Raw genomic sequence first — 16,985 nt, forward strand, 5'->3', positions numbered from 1 at the left:
TGCCTACGCCTCCTAGTTAGTAAAAATCCTTCGTCAGTGAGCCGATGATCTGAATCGTTGCTCCATGTTGCTCTTCCGCATGATTGTTAAAGATATTAATAAAGAGCCGGTTGTTATACATTAGTTTGAGTCGATTGACACTGTTGATCATCCCCATGTTACCAAGGGCTGTGGCACGATCGGCAGTCTGGTTCATTCCGGTTCCGGATGTCTGAATATTGGTTAAAATCTCCTGGATCTTATCCGGTGGAAACCCCTCTCCGTTATCCTTGATCTCCAAAGCCCATAATCCGTTATATTGCTTCACGGTAATGCGGATATGCCAAGGTGGCGCGGTGTTTGCAAAGGCATGTTCAATGCAGTTTTCCACAAACGGCTGAATGACCAACCGTGGCAACCGGATTTCGTTCGCCAGTTCGTCAGCACAGATGTCCCACTCCAGATCCTCTTCGTACTTTTGTTGTACAAGGGACAGATAATGTCTCGTATGTTGAAGCTCCTCAGCCAAAGTCACATGCGCGTATGGTGAAGAGACAATATAACGCAGACTGTCCGAGAGATGTTTGCACATATCCGATACAACTTTGGTCTTCCCCTCTTGCGCGGCAATACTGATCAGATATAGAACATTATGAATAAAATGAGGTGCGATCTGGGCTTGCAGCGCTGAATTACGCGCCTTTACTTCTTCATGAAGCGCCGATTTTTCCCGGTCAATCGATTGCTGCAGCCTCTCCATCAGATCCTGAAAGGCTTCATTCAGCAATAAGAGATCGTTATTCTTCGGCGTTTCATCCACTTTCAGATTCATATTGCTGTAGTTCATGCGCCAGATCTGACCGCGTAGCTTGCGGATAGGCAGCAGCAGGTTACGTGTCGACAAGAAGATATACACAAACGAAACCAGCATCAGTGCTGTAATCAGCAGGATGGACATCGTCTGAACCGAATGGATCGAGCCTAGAACAGATTTTTTGGGCGTTATGATATACGTGATCCAACCTGTACTGGGTGAAGTGGAATGTGTGATATAATTGTCATCTTTGTCCATATCCAGTCCCTCGTCTGATGCAGGCTTTGTCCAATTGGCAAATGTCACACCCGCTTCCGAACCTGTCATCTGCTCCCCTTGTGTATTCAGAATATAGACATCGCCAGCGGTAATGCCCTCCGTCAGATTCTGTATATAGGCCTGTTCCATCTGGATGCTAAGATAACCGTACACCTTGCCGTTCTGATCATTGATCGTGCGCACAAAGGAGATCGTATCGTCTTGACGCAGCAGAACAAAACCACTTTCCGTCCAATCTCGTCCGATCTGACTACTCTCCATCATGGTGTTCAGGATTGCGGGAGGATTGCCCGAACCCAGATATGATGTCAGGAGAACACCGTGATTGTCGTAGATGGAAATGTCCTTGATATTCATACTCGGCCCGATGGCCTGAAACATAATGTCTTTGATGATCCGAATCTGTTTCAGCCTTTCATAATTACTATGCGCTGAGGAGCTCTTGTCCATGGCTACAAATATATTTTTGCTGGATAATATTCGCTGCGACATCTGGTTCTGTTGTTCTACGTATAGATCAACTTGCTCTCTTACCTTCGTAGCTGTAACGAGCGTATCCTGCTCTGTTTTCAGTTTGAGCGGGCGGACAACGATCACATTCACATAAACGATAAAACAGCCCAGCACGAACAAAAGCAGAGCCAGAAATGTCAGAAACACCTTTGTCTGCAAACTGAATTGAGTTGCTTTATGTATGAGCTTTGCCATTCTCAGAGATGCCCTCCTGTTCTGACATGATGTGAAATCCCTTATATTCATGTCTACTCTATCACGGTATTTCATGAAATGATAGCGATTTCAAGTTCAGGATTTTACACATCAACGTTCAAGCACAGACATGTACCGGGGCTAGAAAAGAATCTATAATCGGACTTGTAAACGGATTCACTACACGTTTTAGAGGGGGATTAGCATTGAAAACAACAAAAAGAAAAAAGGCGTTTTCCATTATTCTGGCCAGTTTATTATCGGTCTCGTTAACCGCTTGTGGATCAGGAGGTACGGATTCCGGAACAGCTGCTGGTGGGGACAGCAAGAGTGGCAAAGTCACATTGGAGCTGGCGATCTCTAAAAGTTCTCAGGACTCTGCCTTCATCCAGCAGGACATTCTCGATGCATTCGAAAAACAAACGAACATTCGTGTCAATTTGCAGCTGATTCCAGCGGAACAAACGACAACTGTACTGCAGACCAAACTGGCTGTAGATGAAACGCCTGACATTATTCAATACAATCTGGCGAGCGCAGTCACAGACCTGAACCTTGAACGTAACTTCGAGATTCTGGATAACGAGCCTTGGGCGAGCAGAATTGTGAACAAAGACGTCCTCTCTTCTGGTGGCCATCTCTACAGCTTCCATGTCAGCCAAGATACAGGGATGCAAGGGGTCGTTTATAACAAACAAATCTTTGAAGAACTCGGGTTGTCGATTCCAACCAACTACGAAGAATTCCTGGCGATCTGTGAAAAAATCAAAGCAAGTGGCATTACACCTGTATTCATGCCGTACAAAGATGCCTGGGCTGCCAACATCTGGCCTGCTGCAGCTTTTGCCGATTTTGTAGCCAAAAATGAACCGACTTTTTTTGATGAGCTGAACAGAAATAAGAAAAAATGGTCTGATATCCCGGAATTCAAAACATTCCTGGAACAACAATATGAGATTTACACCAAAGGTTACACCAACACGGATGTGCTTAGTGACAGCTATGACATGGCCGTAGGTAAATTCCTGAACAAGGAAGTTGCCATGATGTTTATGGGCGATTGGTTAATCGAAGGCGTGGCCGAGCAAGATCCAAATATGGAACTGGGCGTATTCCCGATTCCATCGTCGGATAATGCCAGTCTGGGTGCAAGTCCACTGGGCGGACAACTGTTCATTCCGAAGAAATCCAAACATTTGGATGAAGCCAAACAGTTCCTGGACTATATCGCTTCCAAGGATGTCGCACAACAGATCGTCGATTCCAAAGGATACGTATCCAATTTCAGTGACGTTACTACACCGGAACTGCCAGCTTACAAACAGGATATTGTAGACAATTATATTACCCCGAAGAAAACCGTGCTGACAACGGATGCATACATGCTGGTCGACCGCAGCGAACTGTATCGGTTGTTACAGGATCAATTTGCAGGCGGTTTGTCACCGGAAGAAGTACTGAAATCCTGGGATGAGAAGTTCAGTCAGCTGATGCAGGATAAAGGTGTAGAAGGTTTCTAAAGAGTGAAATATAAGGCAGCATAACAGGATCGACCGTTATGCTGCCTGGCTATAACGGAGTGTGAGACATGAAAAGGACTAAAAATCTGTACTCGTATTACATGATATTTCCCGCACTGATTATCTACTCCATCTTCTTCGTCGTGCCTGCTCTCGCTGCTTTCTATTATTCATTCACCGATTGGCGGCTGGACCGGCTAGAGCTGAAGTTCATCGGGTGGGATAATTTCCAGAAAATTTTCTCAGACAAAACGCTTATTCTGGCGTTGAAAAACACGGCGATATTTGCAATTGTCACCGTCGTTGGCAAGAATGTCATCGGCCTATTGCTGGCCGTAGGACTTAACATGCGATTAAGAACCAAGAACCTGCTGCGCGCCATCTTCTACTCCCCTTCCATACTCAGCATTCTTGTGATCAGCATTCTGTTTACTCCCATGTTGCGTACCGAAGGTACAATCAACAATTTGTTGGAAGCTGTAGGATTACATTCGTTAAGCCAAGCTTGGCTGACCAACCCATCGATTGTGATCTGGACGATTGCCATCGTCTCGATCTGGCAGAGTGCCGGGTTCCAGATGGCCATCTATCTGGCGGGCCTGCAGTCCATTTCTCAAGAGTATTACGAAGCAGCCAAGATTGATGGCGCAAGTTCGTGGAGAAGTTTTTTCAAAATTACACTGCCACTCTTATTGCCCGCCATTAACATTAACCTGATGCTGACATTAATCGGTGGACTCAAAGTATTTTCCGAAGTATATGTCATGACCGGTGGTGGCCCCGGTAACGCTTCCCAGGTCGTAGGTACGATCATTCTGCGATCTTTCGGCGAAGGCAACTGGGGACTTGGTACCGCGGTCAACACCCTTCTGTTCGTGGTCGTTACTATTATCGCTATACCGCTATTGATCTTCATGCGGCGTAAGGAGGTTACGGAATAACATGGGCTATACACGCAAACTCGCCATCCGCAACTATATCGTGGAAGGTTTCCTGATTCTGGCCTCTCTTATCGTTCTGTTGCCGCTTGTCATTCTGATCTTTGGTTCATTCAAAACCAGCGCCGAAGTGCTCAGCTTCTCCCTGAGTTTCCCGGAAACATGGCAGTTCTCGAACTATGTTCGTGTCTTCCAGGAAGGCGGTCTGTCGCGAGCGTTCTTCAACAGCATTTTGATTACTGGTGTATCTTCCATTATTAATATCGTTGCCTCTTCGGCAGCGGCATTCATTCTGGCACGTCGGGAAACCAAACTATCCGGCACGATCTACATGTATTTCTTCATGGGACTGATTGCACCAATGTCGATTATTACGACCATACGGGTTGTACAGGGATTGGGATTCTACGGCAGCATCACAAGTGTTATCCTGATCTACGCCGCGTTAAATACAGCCTTCAGTGTATTCTTATATAGTGGATTCATTAAAACCATTCCACGAGCGCTGGACGAAGTGGCATTTCTGGAAGGAGCAAGTGTGTTCGGCGTGTTCTTCCGCATCGTCACACCGCTCATCCTGCCCGTTAACGCAACGGTAGCCATCATGGTGTTCATGTCCGTCTGGAATGATATCACAATTCCGGTATACTTCCTGACAGACAGTTCCACTTGGACGATGCCACTATCGATCTACAATTTCTATGGCAAATATAGCCGGGACTGGAACCTGATCTTCGCCAATCTTGTGCTTACTTCGCTGCCTGTATTCATCCTGTATCTATTCGGGCAAAAATATATCGTCAGCGGCCTTACTGCCGGTGCAGTTAAAGGTTAAACCTTATGTTCTCGCATAACTCTGATGCGTTGTGAGGGATCTGAGGGAATTCTTAAGCATTTTAAAAATGCTTCATGATAGACTGAAAGACCCACCTTAGTCGTGGGTCTTTTTCATTGTCTGTTTTGCAATAAGATCTGCAATAAAGTTTTACAACACCGTTTAACGCTTAATGATTACTCGTGTTCATATGTGTCATATAGATTCGCGGGTAACGCCTGCACAAACGGTGACCAGTCACTCACTGTATATAGATGAAGTCGGTGCATGGCCCGTGTGCAGGCCGTATAGAGGAGCTTGCGATCATATTCTTGGCTATAAGCAACGGGTGAAGCATCATAGACCAGGACAGCATCGAACTCAACACCTTTGGCGAGATACACAGGAATAACCATGATTCCTTTTTCAAAAATCTGTGTGTCCTTTGTTATGATCTGTAACCCTTCGCCGCCTTGACTTCGTAAACTTTCATGGGCTTTCCGGCTTTCAACCGCGGTCTTCGTAATCACAGCGATGGAATCGAACCCCTCCGCCTTAAGCGCGGCGATGTCTGCGAGAATCTGCGCACCACGCAGCTTTTCGTCCTTCAATCTTGTTAAAAGAGGCTTCTGATCTCCCCTTTCAAACGGCCTGATCTCTTCTCCCCCTGGTAGCATGCATTTCGTGAATTCAACAATCTCTCTGGTTGAACGATAACTGCGTACCAGGCGTATTAATGTGGTTTCAGCTTCTCCGTAAAGGTGAACCAGTGGCGAGTTGGATGCTGCTAACTCCGTGGCCTGCATAAAGATCGCTTGCCCGAAATCCCCCAGCACCGTCATGCGGGCACGAGGAAACAGTTTCTTGAGATATTCGTATTGAAACGCCGAATAATCCTGGCCTTCATCGACAAAGACATAACGAATCTCTGTGTTCGTCCGTACGCCTTCGATCATCTCTTTTACATATAAATAGGGAGTAGCATCCTCATGGAACAGCTTGTTCTGAAGGATCATTGCGTTGGTCTGTTTACAAATCTCAGGCCAGTGCTGTGGGGGGATTGCACCATTCGTTTGTTCCCGATAAGCGGCTTCATCTACAAATAGTTGTTCGTATATCCCTTTCACATCCACGAACTGGAATTTCCGCACACTCTTTCTTAAAGGTTTAAACATGTCTTTCACCAATTTCTGACGAAGCAACTCTTCTTCCCGCACTGCAAAGTTAAAGGCACCCTCATCTTGCACTGCCTTGTTATTTCCGTTCTCACGGGCTGCATATTTTTCCGCCACATCAAACACAGGCTTTTCTTTGTGCAACATGCGGAAAGCTTCCACATACTCATCCGTGTCCAGATAATTCAATTCCTCCTGAACCCAGTCTGCTTCCCGCTCCAGACGTTCCAGCGAAACGAGTTCTCTCAGCAACCATTCCTGCAAAAGAAGAATACGGTTGGACAAGGTAAGATTTTGATCCAAACTGTAAAATTGAGTCTTAATTCGGTCCGAAGTGATGAATTCACGTCCCCGAAATTGAATCCCGTTAAACCGCATCCCCTCTCTTCCTAACCACTTACCGTAGTTTTGGAGCACTTGCAGGAATGTCTCGGAAGTTTTGTACTTAATCGCCTCCAGACGAGCTTCATATCCCGGATCATTCTGAGCTGTAAGCACATATTCAATCTGATCAAAGGCATCCTCTGGTCGTACGGAGGAATCCAGCCAATAATTCAGATATTCCTGGAAAGTTGTCTGCTGCATGTTCTCTTCGCCAAGTTCCGGAAGTACGGTCGAGATATAACTGGTAAACATCGGATTCGGCGAGAAAAGTACAATCTGATCTGCTTTAACGGTCTGGCGGTGTTTATATAGTAAGTAGGCCACTCGCTGTAACGCAGCGGACGTCTTGCCACTGCCAGCTGCCCCCTGAACGATAAGCATTCGGCTTCGGTCATCACGGATAATGGCGTTTTGTTCCTTCTGGATAGTTGCTACAATGCTCTTCATTTGTGAGTCTGCACCCTTGGCGAGCACTTGCTGCAACAACTCGTCACCAATCGTCTCAGTTGAATCAAACATGCTATGAAGTTGCCCATGTTGAATCTGGAATTGACGCTTGAGCTCCATCTTTCCGTCGATTCGTCCTGAAGGTGTGTCATAACTTGCTGGCCCGGGAGAGTAATCATAGTACAGACTCGCAATTGGTGTACGCCAGTCATAGATTAGAAAGTTCAATCCATCTTCATCCATGAAGGATGATACGCCGATGTAGATCTGTTCAGTCCATGTCATGCCTTTTTCCTTATAGTCGAAACGGCCAAAATACGGCGTTGGAAGCAGTCTCTTTGTATTTTTCCATTGTTGTGTTAACAGCTTGTGTCCGCGCTCCCTCTCGGCCAACACTCTGGACTGCTGATTAATGGTATAGAATGCATCTTCAAAATCCGTGTACGAAGCAGTATTAATCGTCACTTCTTCCCAGAACCGTTTACGAATTTCGGCAGCCTGTTCATGCAGTCCTGCAACCTTCGGCTCCAGCTCGTCGAGTCGTGCCTGAAGTTTGTTCCTCACCTGCACTAGTCTTTCCTCTTCCAACTTCCATTCGTTTGTTTTATCCATGAATAAGTCCACTCCCTTTTCCATTTATTGGGACCAAAAAAAGAGCATTGACAAATCGGAATGTCGGATGTAAAATTAAATTAGGGAAATAATGATTCATCCTTTTCATTCAATATAAATGTCAATTGCGCTATAGATTATATCATGGCTTTTTTTCACGTTCAATGCTTTTTTTCTGTTCTGCCTGAGTTGAAAAATAATTTATATTAAATAGATGTCTCTTGAGCTACACTGAGGGCATCTTTTTTTGTGTCCTGGGCATGGTTCATACCCTGAATGCGCTGTAAGCTATACACCCCTTTATAAATTCGATAAAATGAACGAAACATGAGTTGATGCTTTTGGGAGGGATACATAAACATGAATATAGAACCTGTGGAGGACCGTTGTCCTGTTGAGTTTGCAGTCAATATGATTGGTGGGAAATGGAAGCTATTAATTATAAATCGGCTCATCCGCCATTCAACAATTCGATTCAATGAATTGCAGAAAATGCTTGACCCCATTACGCATCGCACGTTAACCAGGCAATTACGAGAACTTGAAGAAGCTGGTTTGATAAACCGTGTTACCCACCCTGTAGTTCCGCCTAAAGTCGAATATTCCCTTACAGAAAAAGGACAAAGCCTGACTTCGATCTTGTTTCAGCTAGGTGATTGGGGATCGAAACATATGTAAAACGCCTTCCCATAGTATCCCAAGGGATACTTTATATCATTAATGTGCGTACTTACGCTCCTATTCTAAATCCGTTATGCTGAGGTCAATGCTGAGTGTTAACTCATTCATTCCAATCACATATTGAAAGGAAGTTATTGACCACTATGACACAGAATGATCGATTTTTAGTATATGGGGCATCGGGCTCCCAAGGCGGCGCTGTCGCTCAATTACTCGTTCAACACGGTTGTGAGGTTCGCACGATTACTCGAAATGAGGCAACAGCCAAAACACTAAAGGAACAAAACATTGAAGCTTTCATCGGGGATCTATCAGATGTGGAACAGCTCCATACGGCGCATGAAGGTGTAAGTAAAGTATTCCTGAACCTGCCGGTGGAGTTCAATCCGGATAAGATCAGACAATATACCAAAAATGCAATTGATGCTGCTATACAGGCAAACGTTAAATTGATTGTAGTTAACACGGGTACCTATGTTCCTGACCCTATCACCCATTCCAAAGGAATTGAATTGAAACGTGAAGTTATCCATGAATTGCAGCAAAGTGGTCTTCCATATATCATTGTGGAACCCATTGTATACTTGGAAAACTTCCTGATTCCCGGAATACTGAACAATGGCGTTTTGGCCTACCCGGTACCAGCAGACAAGCCGATCTCCTGGATTAGCTTAAACGATGCAGCTCAATTCCACTATTATGCCTTGACTCATTCGGAATTGGCAGGAAGCATTATCCCAGCACCCGGATTAGAAGCCCTGACAGGTGCACAATTAGCGGAACAATTCAGTGCTGTATTAGGTGAAAAGATCAGCTTCATCTCTCTACCTTTTGATCATTTTGAAGCAGCGATTCAGCCTTTGTTGGGAAGTGAGACAGCAGCAGGTCTTAAAGGATTGTACCAATGGATTGATGGGCATACAGATCTTCTTCCACGGTATCAAGAGTTGGATGATAACATCAAAGCCAATCTTAAATTAACCAAAATAAGCGATTGGATTCATCAAACAATGATTAAATAATATTTTTTATTTAAAATCCCCTCTCGCCTGCTATTTATGAGCAAGCCATTTGAATCTCCAACGGAGAAACGAATGGCTTGTTTTTTATACGAGAACCTCAATAGGCTCAACTGATTCAGATTCAAAGATTCTGATAGGATGAGGTTGTCATTGCTACCAAAGTACACGGACAAATGCATAAAGGACCCAACGGTTCTGGCCTTTCCAGAAAAGCCATCCTGAGTGAGATTGATAAAAGCCTGAAACGATTGGAAACCGATTATGTGGATCTGTATATCATTCATCGTTGGGACTACAATACGCCTATTGAAGAAACCATGGAAGCCTTACATGATGTGGTGAAGTCCGGTAAAGTTAGATATATTGGCGCTTCAGCCATGTTTGCTTGGCAGTTCCAAAAAGCATTACATGTAGCAGAGAAAAATGGTTGGACCAAGTTTGTCTCCATGCAAAACCACCTGAATCTCATCTACCGTGAAGAGGAACGAGAAATGCTGCCTTTATGCAAGGAAGAAAAGATTGGTGTTACTCCCTACAGTCCTCTTGCTTCAGGCAGGTTAACCCGTGATTGGTCCGTATCAACACTGCGATCCGAGACAGACAAAATTCAGAAATCCAAGTACAATGCGACTAGCGATGCGGATCGGCTTGTTGTTGAGCGAGTTGCATCCATCGCAGAAAAATACGGTGTCCCTCGTACACACATTGCACTTGCCTGGTTACTGCAAAAAGACACTGTAGCGTCTCCCATTATCGGTGCCACCAAAATATCGCATCTGGAAGATGCGGTAGGCGCTCTTTCTGTTAAGTTGACCTCAGAAGACGTCTCATTCCTTGAAGAGCCCTATGTCCCTCACCCTGTTGTAGGTGCTCAATAGTGGATTTGGCTTAAAATATAGAAGACCTCCTCTTTCCGTATCCGGAAGTTGGGGGTCTTCTTTTTATATCGCGATTTATTTTCGCCAGAATGTTGAACATTCTGCCTTATCCTTTATATTGAACTCAATCATTCTCTCAAGTAACGAAAAATCAATCTCCTGTTTCCACTTCATCCGCACCAACTCTTTGGTGTGATCATACCCAGCCTGAGTGATCTCTTCTGAAAAACGATTAATTCCTGCCTTCTCGGGAGCAACAGCCAAATGTTGCTTCGATACACTAAAGCCAATAATAAAGGTCTCATGGTCGGTAAACATCGGTTGATTCCAGGCTATTTTTTGTTTTAAATTCGGAAATTTTTCAGTGACCCAGTTCAAAACTTCTTCCGTTCGTGCCTGATGTTCCGGGTTATCGATGCGTGCTATAAATTCTGCAAAGGTCTCCATTGATTCCCCCCTATATCATGAAATATACTATTTAATTTGCCCCATTCAAACTCATTCTATCATGAATATCAAATTCAAAACCCCTTATCTGCCCGATAACTCAACAAAAAATGAGCAGCCTGCTAGACTTTAGATGTTTTCCTTTATCCAAGAACGCAACTTATCCGCATAGAGCTCGCGCTCATCTGGTTCGGATTGAGAACCATTTGTCAGATAGAGTTGATCATTCACGTATCTAGGATAAACATGCAGATGATAATGCCACACGTCTTGATTACCAGCAGCTTCATTATGTTGCCGTGTAGAAATTCCGTCACATCCATATGTACTTTTCATTGCAAATGCTGTAAGCTGAGTCGCGCGGTGAATTTCAACAGCGTATTCCGCGGGGAGTTCAAAGATGTTCTCGAAATGTTGATTCGGAACAATAAGAACATGTCCTTTATTATTTGGCCACCATTTGCCTGCTATAAATGCCGTAACCTTTTCATTCTGATAGATGATATCCCTTTGTTTTGTTCCCTGATCAGGTCGCTCGATACCCCAAATTCGACAAAATGGACATTCGTACCCTTCAGGCTGATGTGAAAATGATGCCTTCATCTTTCTCATTCCACTCCTTTCATGTTTTCTTCAACTAGTTATTAGACGCAGGTATCTTCTGTTCGTTGCGATAAGAGTGCGGGTTGTAGAACGATCAGCAATTAACAAACTGAAAAGCAAAAAGCAGCTGACCTTGGCGGCAGCTGCTTTCTTCTATCTTTAACTATCACTATTGCACAGTTCACACTTACATAGTGCTAATATCAATAACAAAGCGATATTTCACGTCAGAAGCCAATACACGTTTGTAAGCTTCGTCAATCTGGTCAGCAGAGATGACCTCAATATTAGGTGCAATATCATGTTCTGCACAGAAATCAAGCATTTCCTGCGTCTCACGAATGCCACCAATCATGGAACCTGCGAATGAACGACGATGACCGATGAGAGAGAATACGTTAACAGCTAAAGGCTCTGGAGGAGCACCCACGTTCACGAGTGTACCATCCAGCGTGAGCAGTGAGAAATAAGCGTTAATATCAATATTCGCACTTACTGTGTTAATCATCAGATCAAATGTGCCTGCAAGTTTCTCGAATGTTTCCGGTTCGCTTGTGGCAAAGTAGTGATCTGCGCCAAATTGCAGTCCATCTTCTTTTTTGCTCAAGGATTGGGAAAGAACCGTTACTTCGGCACCCATCGCATGGGCAATTTTGACAGCCATATGACCAAGACCACCCATACCTACAACGGCAACTTTCTTACCTGGGCCAGCTCCCCAGTGATGCAGTGGCGAATATGTCGTAATACCGGCACAGAGCAAAGGTGCAGCAGCATCAAGTGCAATGTTATCAGGGATGCGAACAATAAAATCCTCTACGACAACAATGTGAGTTGAATATCCACCTTGCGTAGGCTCACCGTATTTGTCTACCCCAGCATAAGTGGGGATATTTCCTTTGAGACAGTATTGCTCTTCCCCTTTGCGGCAGTTATCACATTCACCACAGGAGTCAACCATACATCCGACCCCTACTCGGTCACCGACCTTGTATTTGGAGACCCCAGTTCCTACATCAGTCACTATTCCGGCAATTTCGTGTCCAGGAACGAGTGGATAATTCACAGGTCCCCATTCACCGTGGGCAGTATGGATGTCAGAATGGCAGATACCGGCATATTTAATCTCGATTAATACATCATTGGTATCCAGATCACGTCGTTTAATTTCAGCACTTCTGAATTGTTGGTCTGGTCCGTCAACGGCTCTGGCTTTAGCTATAATCAATGGTATAACCTCCTAGTAATTTAAAGTTCAAAATAATCTTACCCCCTCTAGTTAACTCTAGGTCAAATGTTTATCTTATTTTTTTATCTCCAACGTACTTTGACATCCAGTAATCCAACATGTTAGAATTCACTCGGATCATCCTAGAGTTAACTCGAAGTCTACCCCCAGTAGAAAGGAATTCATTCAAAATGACCTATTCAATCGGTGAAGTTGCCAAAAAATTAGACCTTACGGTATATACATTGCGTTACTACGACAAAGAAGGACTCATGCCTTTTGTAGAACGAACCACAAGCGGAACACGTTTGTTCAAAGACTCCGACATTGACTTTTTAAAGATCATCCAATGTCTGAAGCTGACCGGCATGCCTATTAAAGACATTAAGGACTTTATTGAATGGTGCTCTGAGGGGGACTCCTCGCTGAAGCAAAGATATGACATGTTTACGGAGCGAAAAGCTATTGTGGAAGCACAAATGGAGGAACTAAGAAGAACCATGGAAGTCATCGAGCACAAACGCTCCTACTACGAAACAGCTTTGGAGGCTGGGACCGAAGAGATTCACAAAATTAAACCGATGGAAAATGCCATCACCAATTGATGGTTCATGCTTTCTATTCTAAAAATTTAGCGAACAAAAAAAGTAGCTTGAAGTCCTCTAACGGATTTCAAGCTACTTTTTGTGGTACGTCTCTGCTCACCATATTGAGTAGCCATTCAGGAATGCTCATTCTATTACATGTAGAGATACCCGTGTCATTTTTCCAAAAGTTGCATTGATACATTCATAATCCGGTTTAATTTTTTCTTATCCGTCGAGGTTCTTGCCATGGCTCTGATGCCGACAGAAATATTGTGCAGGTACTCTGCCATTTCCTTCGCATCATGATCAGAAGATAATTCTCCCTCCCGCTGCCCCCATTGAATAATCTGCTCGAACATTCGCTCAGCTTCGTTAAACGATTCAAGAGATCGGTTGTCCACTTCCTGATCACGTGTGCCTAGTTCCACAGCCGAGTTCACGATCAAACAACCCGATGGTGTCTCCTCTGCTTCACTGATCATAACATCGAAAATTTTATGCAGTGCTTCCACTGCCGTCTTGGATGCCTTGATTTCTGCAAGTAATGTGGTGCTGACCTTACCTCTGTAACGATCCATTGCCTGCAAAAACAGCGAATGTTTGTCGTCAAATGTATCATATATACTTCTGCGATGAATTCCCATATGCTCAACCAGGTCACTCATCGACGTTTTCTCGTAACCTTGTTCCCAGAAGATCTTCATTGCTTTATCCAATACTTCGTTCACTTCAAACTCTTTACTTCTAGCCATTCGACTTCCCTCCCAAAATCAATCTAACACATCGGGAACGATCAGTAAATAAAAGATGCAGATACCCTTTTCATTCTCTTATCATGTATTAGCTGAACCGTAAGTGTATATCTTCTGTACTTGTTGTATATCATGACCTGTGTACTTGTGATTATGTAACCAGCAATCAGAATGTCTTATCCATTCACATCAAATGTTTGCCTATTCCTATCTGTTTTCTATCGCCTTCGGTCAATATACGATAGAATGTGATTATTATGTTGTGAGGAAAAAAGGAGAACTTTGCATGTCTGATCAAATACACGAACAACAAAACGAATTAGCCACACTCATTGACCGTTCTTCTGACAAGGACGGGGTGCATCCCACGGCAATCCCTTCATTATTTCTAATCCGTGAATCGGTCGTTACTGAACCTATATTTAGAGTGAATGAACCATCCTTCTGCATTATCGTTCAGGGTGAGAAAGAAGTCCCGCTGGGACAGGATCGTTTCCGGTATGGTCCAGGAAGTTATATCGTGGCAACCGTTGACTTGCCGGTTAGTGGACAAGTGATTCAAGCCTCGTCTGAGGCTCCCTATCTGGCTCTGAAACTTGAATTCACATCCAGTGAGATTCTGGAGGTATTGAACCATTCCGATTTCCCAGCAAGACCGCGAAAAACGACGAGACGTGCCATGTTTGTCAGCCAAGCTGAACCGTCTCTGCTGGATGCAGTCGTCAGGTTAACCCGTTTGTTGGAAGATCATTCGGAAGATATCCCACTACTCGCACCTTTGTTCAACAAAGAAATTCTCTATAAAGTTCTGAAAGGTCCTCATGGGATTGCCCTGGAACAAGCTACCATGGAGGGCAGCCATACCTATCGAATCAGAGACGTTATTGAATATATTATGAATCACTCTGAGCAAAATTTTCGGGTTGAGGATCTGGCGGATTTGGCAAATATGAGTACTGCCTCGCTGCACAGACACTTTAAAGAAGTGACTGCCATGAGCCCAATTCAGTTTCAAAAACAACTTAGACTACAAGAAGCTCGCCGCTTGTTATTATCCAAGTCCACCGATGCAGCAGATGTAGCTTTTCAGGTAGGTTACGAGAGCCCTTCCCAATTCAGCCGTGAATATTCTCGCATGTTCGGATTTCCGCCCAGAGAAGATATTAAACGCTTGAGAGGCAGAGCCGATGAAACAACTACCATCTCTTGACTGGTTACTGGCTAGTATCGTTCCTTTACATCGTTTAGTTTAATCCCAAAAAGGACTCCTTCTGTTTTGCCAGTCGGAGTCCTTCCCTTATGCAAGGATTAATGAAGATCATTAATCGTTAAATCAGTAATACATTAAAAACCAGTCGTATATTGTTTTGGAACGTCCGTTGTCTTGCGCAAAACAGTCGCAGCTTCCAAGGCCCAGTAAGGATTTCTTAACAGCCCTCTGCCAACTGCAACGAGATCAGCTTCTTCATTTCCGATGACTGCATTTGCCAATTTCGGGTCGTCCAGCCTTCCAACAGCAATCACAGGCACATTAAGAGCTTCTTTGATTGCTTTAGCGAGAGGTACTTGATAAGCTGCGTGAGTTCCTGGTCTGCCCCATGCAGCAATAGGTCCCTCGCCACCAGATGAGATGTCAAATACGTCAACGCCTGCCTCTTTATAAGCCTTGGCAAACTCGGAACTTTCGTTAATGCCATAGCCACCTTCGACGTATTCTTTGGCTGAAATACGCATCATCAAGGGCATATCCTCGGGCAACTCTGCCTTTGCAGCCTGAATGATCTCCCGGCCAAATAACGTTAAATCTTGACCATATTCGTCTTCTCGCTTGTTTGTTAGTGGAGAATGGAACTGATGAATCAGATATCCATGTGCGCCATGAAGCTCAATCGCATCAAAACCAGCTTTCACAGCACGCGCTACAGCACTCCGGAATTTTTCAACCATTCCTTTTACTTCGTCCGTTGTAAGCGCTCGAGGTTGCTTGGAATTCTCATCAAAGGCGATCGCGGATGGAGCAACTGGAACTTCGGCATCTTCTGCTTTGCGGCCCGCATGAGCAATCTGAATGCCAACCTTGGCCCCATAACTGTGACACGCATCTACGATCCGCTTCAGAGCTGGGATCTGTTCATCTGACCATAACCCAAGATCATAATCTGAGATCCGGCCATCCGGTTCCACATCTGTCATTTCAATGATAATGAGACCTGTTCCTCCCACAGCACGACTAACGTAGTGCATATAATGCCAATCGGTTGCAATACCATCTTTTTGCTCAACTGAATATTGGCACATTGGAGCCATTACAACACGGTTTTTAAGCTCTAGGCTTTTAAAAGAATATGGACTAAACAAATCTGTCATCAAAATAAAACTCCCCTTTTCATGAATCATGAATAATAAAATGCATGCGCAAGCATCGAATAAATGCCTACAATTAATAACTCCGTATGATTTAGAACTCACATATATCTTTTACTTCATCACATAAAGACATTCAAATCCATGCTTTCGCAAAATACGAACCGCCTTTTTGGATTGAAGCATACCAGGTGACATTATAATTACGTTATCTTCTCGAAGAAGGTATTTTTCCCATGTGAAAGCAAGACGCCCCAATGAGATGTTAATCGTATCCGGAGTAGGATTAGCCATATAATCCGTCGCATCTCGAATATCAATCACTTTATACTGCCGAAAATCACGCTCTTGTCTGAGAAATACTTGATAATCTATATATTCAAGATTGCGTACTGGCCAAAATTGACGTACAACGATGAAGATACCTAATATGAAGGTCAAAAGCATCAACATAATCATTGTATAGCCCTCTCTTAACTCATCTGATATCGTTGAAAATTTTGTTTCGGATCAGAGCCCACTCAATGCCTCAGATATTGTATCCTTACCAGCGATTAGATCAAATGAACGCTTGTAGGTATTCTTCTCACTCAAACTGGCCAAAATTACATGAGCTACATCTTCACGAGCAATCTGTCCATTTGATCCTACAACGAAGACCTTCATGTTCAATACCTCCTTTATACAAAATCACCGCATCCATATTAAATTCATGCGCATGCATTTAATTTAACGGATATATTAATGAGTGTC

16 protein-coding genes and 1 pseudogene are annotated in these 16,985 nt (G+C 44.0%); 8 read left to right on the forward strand and 9 right to left on the reverse strand.

Annotation, left to right across the window (positions count from 1 at the left end; translation table 11 throughout):
* Window positions 1-16: 16 nt before the first annotated feature.
* Window positions 17-1,780, reverse strand: a complete 1,764-nt coding sequence (locus D829_RS0108960; RefSeq protein WP_017688539.1) for a histidine kinase — start codon at window positions 1,778-1,780, stop codon at window positions 17-19.
* 206 nt (window positions 1,781-1,986) lie between these two features.
* Here D829_RS0108960 and D829_RS0108965 point away from each other — a divergent pair, with 206 nt between their 5' ends.
* From D829_RS0108965 to D829_RS0108975, 3 genes are all read left to right on the forward strand, one after another.
* Window positions 1,987-3,300: an ABC transporter substrate-binding protein gene (locus D829_RS0108965; RefSeq protein WP_017688540.1), complete on the forward strand. Its 1,314-nt coding sequence runs from the start codon at window positions 1,987-1,989 to the stop codon at window positions 3,298-3,300.
* A gap of 68 nt (window positions 3,301-3,368) precedes the next feature.
* On the forward strand, window positions 3,369-4,241 hold the full coding sequence (locus tag D829_RS0108970; RefSeq protein ID WP_017688541.1) for a sugar ABC transporter permease: 873 nt from the start codon (window positions 3,369-3,371) through the stop codon (window positions 4,239-4,241).
* A 1-nt stretch (window position 4,242) separates the two neighbouring features.
* Window positions 4,243-5,073 carry a carbohydrate ABC transporter permease gene (locus D829_RS0108975; RefSeq protein ID WP_017688542.1) on the forward strand — a complete coding sequence of 277 codons (831 nt, stop codon included), beginning with the start codon at window positions 4,243-4,245 and terminating at the stop codon, window positions 5,071-5,073.
* A gap of 176 nt (window positions 5,074-5,249) precedes the next feature.
* Here the strand turns inward: D829_RS0108975 and helD are convergent, their stop codons facing one another.
* Window positions 5,250-7,670, reverse strand: coding sequence for an RNA polymerase recycling motor HelD (gene helD / locus D829_RS0108980; RefSeq protein WP_017688543.1), 2,421 nt, complete (start codon window positions 7,668-7,670; stop codon window positions 5,250-5,252).
* A 360-nt stretch (window positions 7,671-8,030) separates the two neighbouring features.
* Here helD and D829_RS0108985 point away from each other — a divergent pair, with 360 nt between their 5' ends.
* The 3 genes and pseudogenes from D829_RS0108985 to D829_RS30730 all read left to right on the forward strand — a co-directional run.
* Window positions 8,031-8,348 (forward strand): helix-turn-helix domain-containing protein, encoded by a 318-nt coding sequence (locus tag D829_RS0108985; RefSeq protein ID WP_017688544.1) that lies wholly within the window; start codon window positions 8,031-8,033, stop codon window positions 8,346-8,348.
* A 146-nt stretch (window positions 8,349-8,494) separates the two neighbouring features.
* Window positions 8,495-9,373, forward strand: a complete 879-nt coding sequence (locus tag D829_RS0108990; RefSeq protein ID WP_017688545.1) for an NmrA family NAD(P)-binding protein — start codon at window positions 8,495-8,497, stop codon at window positions 9,371-9,373.
* Window positions 9,374-9,510: 137 nt separating this feature from the next.
* Window positions 9,511-10,251: pseudogene (locus D829_RS30730) on the forward strand (aldo/keto reductase); the annotation flags it as partial.
* A 75-nt stretch (window positions 10,252-10,326) separates the two neighbouring features.
* Here the strand turns inward: D829_RS30730 and D829_RS0109000 are convergent.
* From D829_RS0109000 to D829_RS0109010, 3 genes are all read right to left on the reverse strand, one after another.
* The gene (locus tag D829_RS0109000; protein WP_017688547.1) at window positions 10,327-10,698 is read right to left on the reverse strand and encodes an iron chaperone; all 372 of its coding nucleotides are present in this window, start codon (window positions 10,696-10,698) and stop codon (window positions 10,327-10,329) included.
* Window positions 10,699-10,827: 129 nt separating this feature from the next.
* Entirely contained in the window at window positions 10,828-11,301 is a 474-nt protein-coding gene (locus tag D829_RS0109005) for an HIT family protein (RefSeq protein ID WP_017688548.1), read from the reverse strand.
* A gap of 187 nt (window positions 11,302-11,488) precedes the next feature.
* Entirely contained in the window at window positions 11,489-12,529 is a 1,041-nt protein-coding gene (locus D829_RS0109010; protein ID WP_017688549.1) for an NAD(P)-dependent alcohol dehydrogenase, read from the reverse strand.
* A 191-nt stretch (window positions 12,530-12,720) separates the two neighbouring features.
* On the opposite strand from D829_RS0109010, the gene D829_RS0109015 reads away from it, so the two are divergent.
* Window positions 12,721-13,134 carry a MerR family transcriptional regulator gene (locus D829_RS0109015; protein ID WP_017688550.1) on the forward strand — a complete coding sequence of 138 codons (414 nt, stop codon included), beginning with the start codon at window positions 12,721-12,723 and terminating at the stop codon, window positions 13,132-13,134.
* Window positions 13,135-13,289: 155 nt separating this feature from the next.
* On the opposite strand, the gene D829_RS0109020 is transcribed toward D829_RS0109015, so the two are convergent.
* Window positions 13,290-13,868 (reverse strand): TetR/AcrR family transcriptional regulator, encoded by a 579-nt coding sequence (locus D829_RS0109020; protein WP_017688551.1) that lies wholly within the window; start codon window positions 13,866-13,868, stop codon window positions 13,290-13,292.
* A gap of 286 nt (window positions 13,869-14,154) precedes the next feature.
* Here D829_RS0109020 and D829_RS0109025 point away from each other — a divergent pair, with 286 nt between their 5' ends.
* Window positions 14,155-15,078 (forward strand): AraC family transcriptional regulator, encoded by a 924-nt coding sequence (locus D829_RS0109025; protein WP_017688552.1) that lies wholly within the window; start codon window positions 14,155-14,157, stop codon window positions 15,076-15,078.
* Between the two features lie 134 nt (window positions 15,079-15,212).
* Here the strand turns inward: D829_RS0109025 and D829_RS0109030 are convergent, their stop codons facing one another.
* From D829_RS0109030 to D829_RS33665, 3 genes are all read right to left on the reverse strand, one after another.
* Window positions 15,213-16,235 (reverse strand): NADH:flavin oxidoreductase/NADH oxidase, encoded by a 1,023-nt coding sequence (locus D829_RS0109030; protein WP_017688553.1) that lies wholly within the window; start codon window positions 16,233-16,235, stop codon window positions 15,213-15,215.
* Window positions 16,236-16,346: 111 nt separating this feature from the next.
* A complete protein-coding gene (locus D829_RS0109035; protein WP_017688554.1) occupies window positions 16,347-16,691 on the reverse strand; it encodes a rhodanese-like domain-containing protein in 345 nt (114 codons plus the stop codon).
* Window positions 16,692-16,742: 51 nt separating this feature from the next.
* The gene (locus tag D829_RS33665) at window positions 16,743-16,898 is read right to left on the reverse strand and encodes a hypothetical protein (RefSeq protein ID WP_017688555.1); all 156 of its coding nucleotides are present in this window, start codon (window positions 16,896-16,898) and stop codon (window positions 16,743-16,745) included.
* Window positions 16,899-16,985: the final 87 nt, after the last annotated feature.

The organism is Paenibacillus sp. PAMC 26794 (assembly GCF_000316035.1).
In the GTDB taxonomy this organism is placed as follows: Bacteria; Bacillota; Bacilli; order Paenibacillales; family Paenibacillaceae; genus Paenibacillus.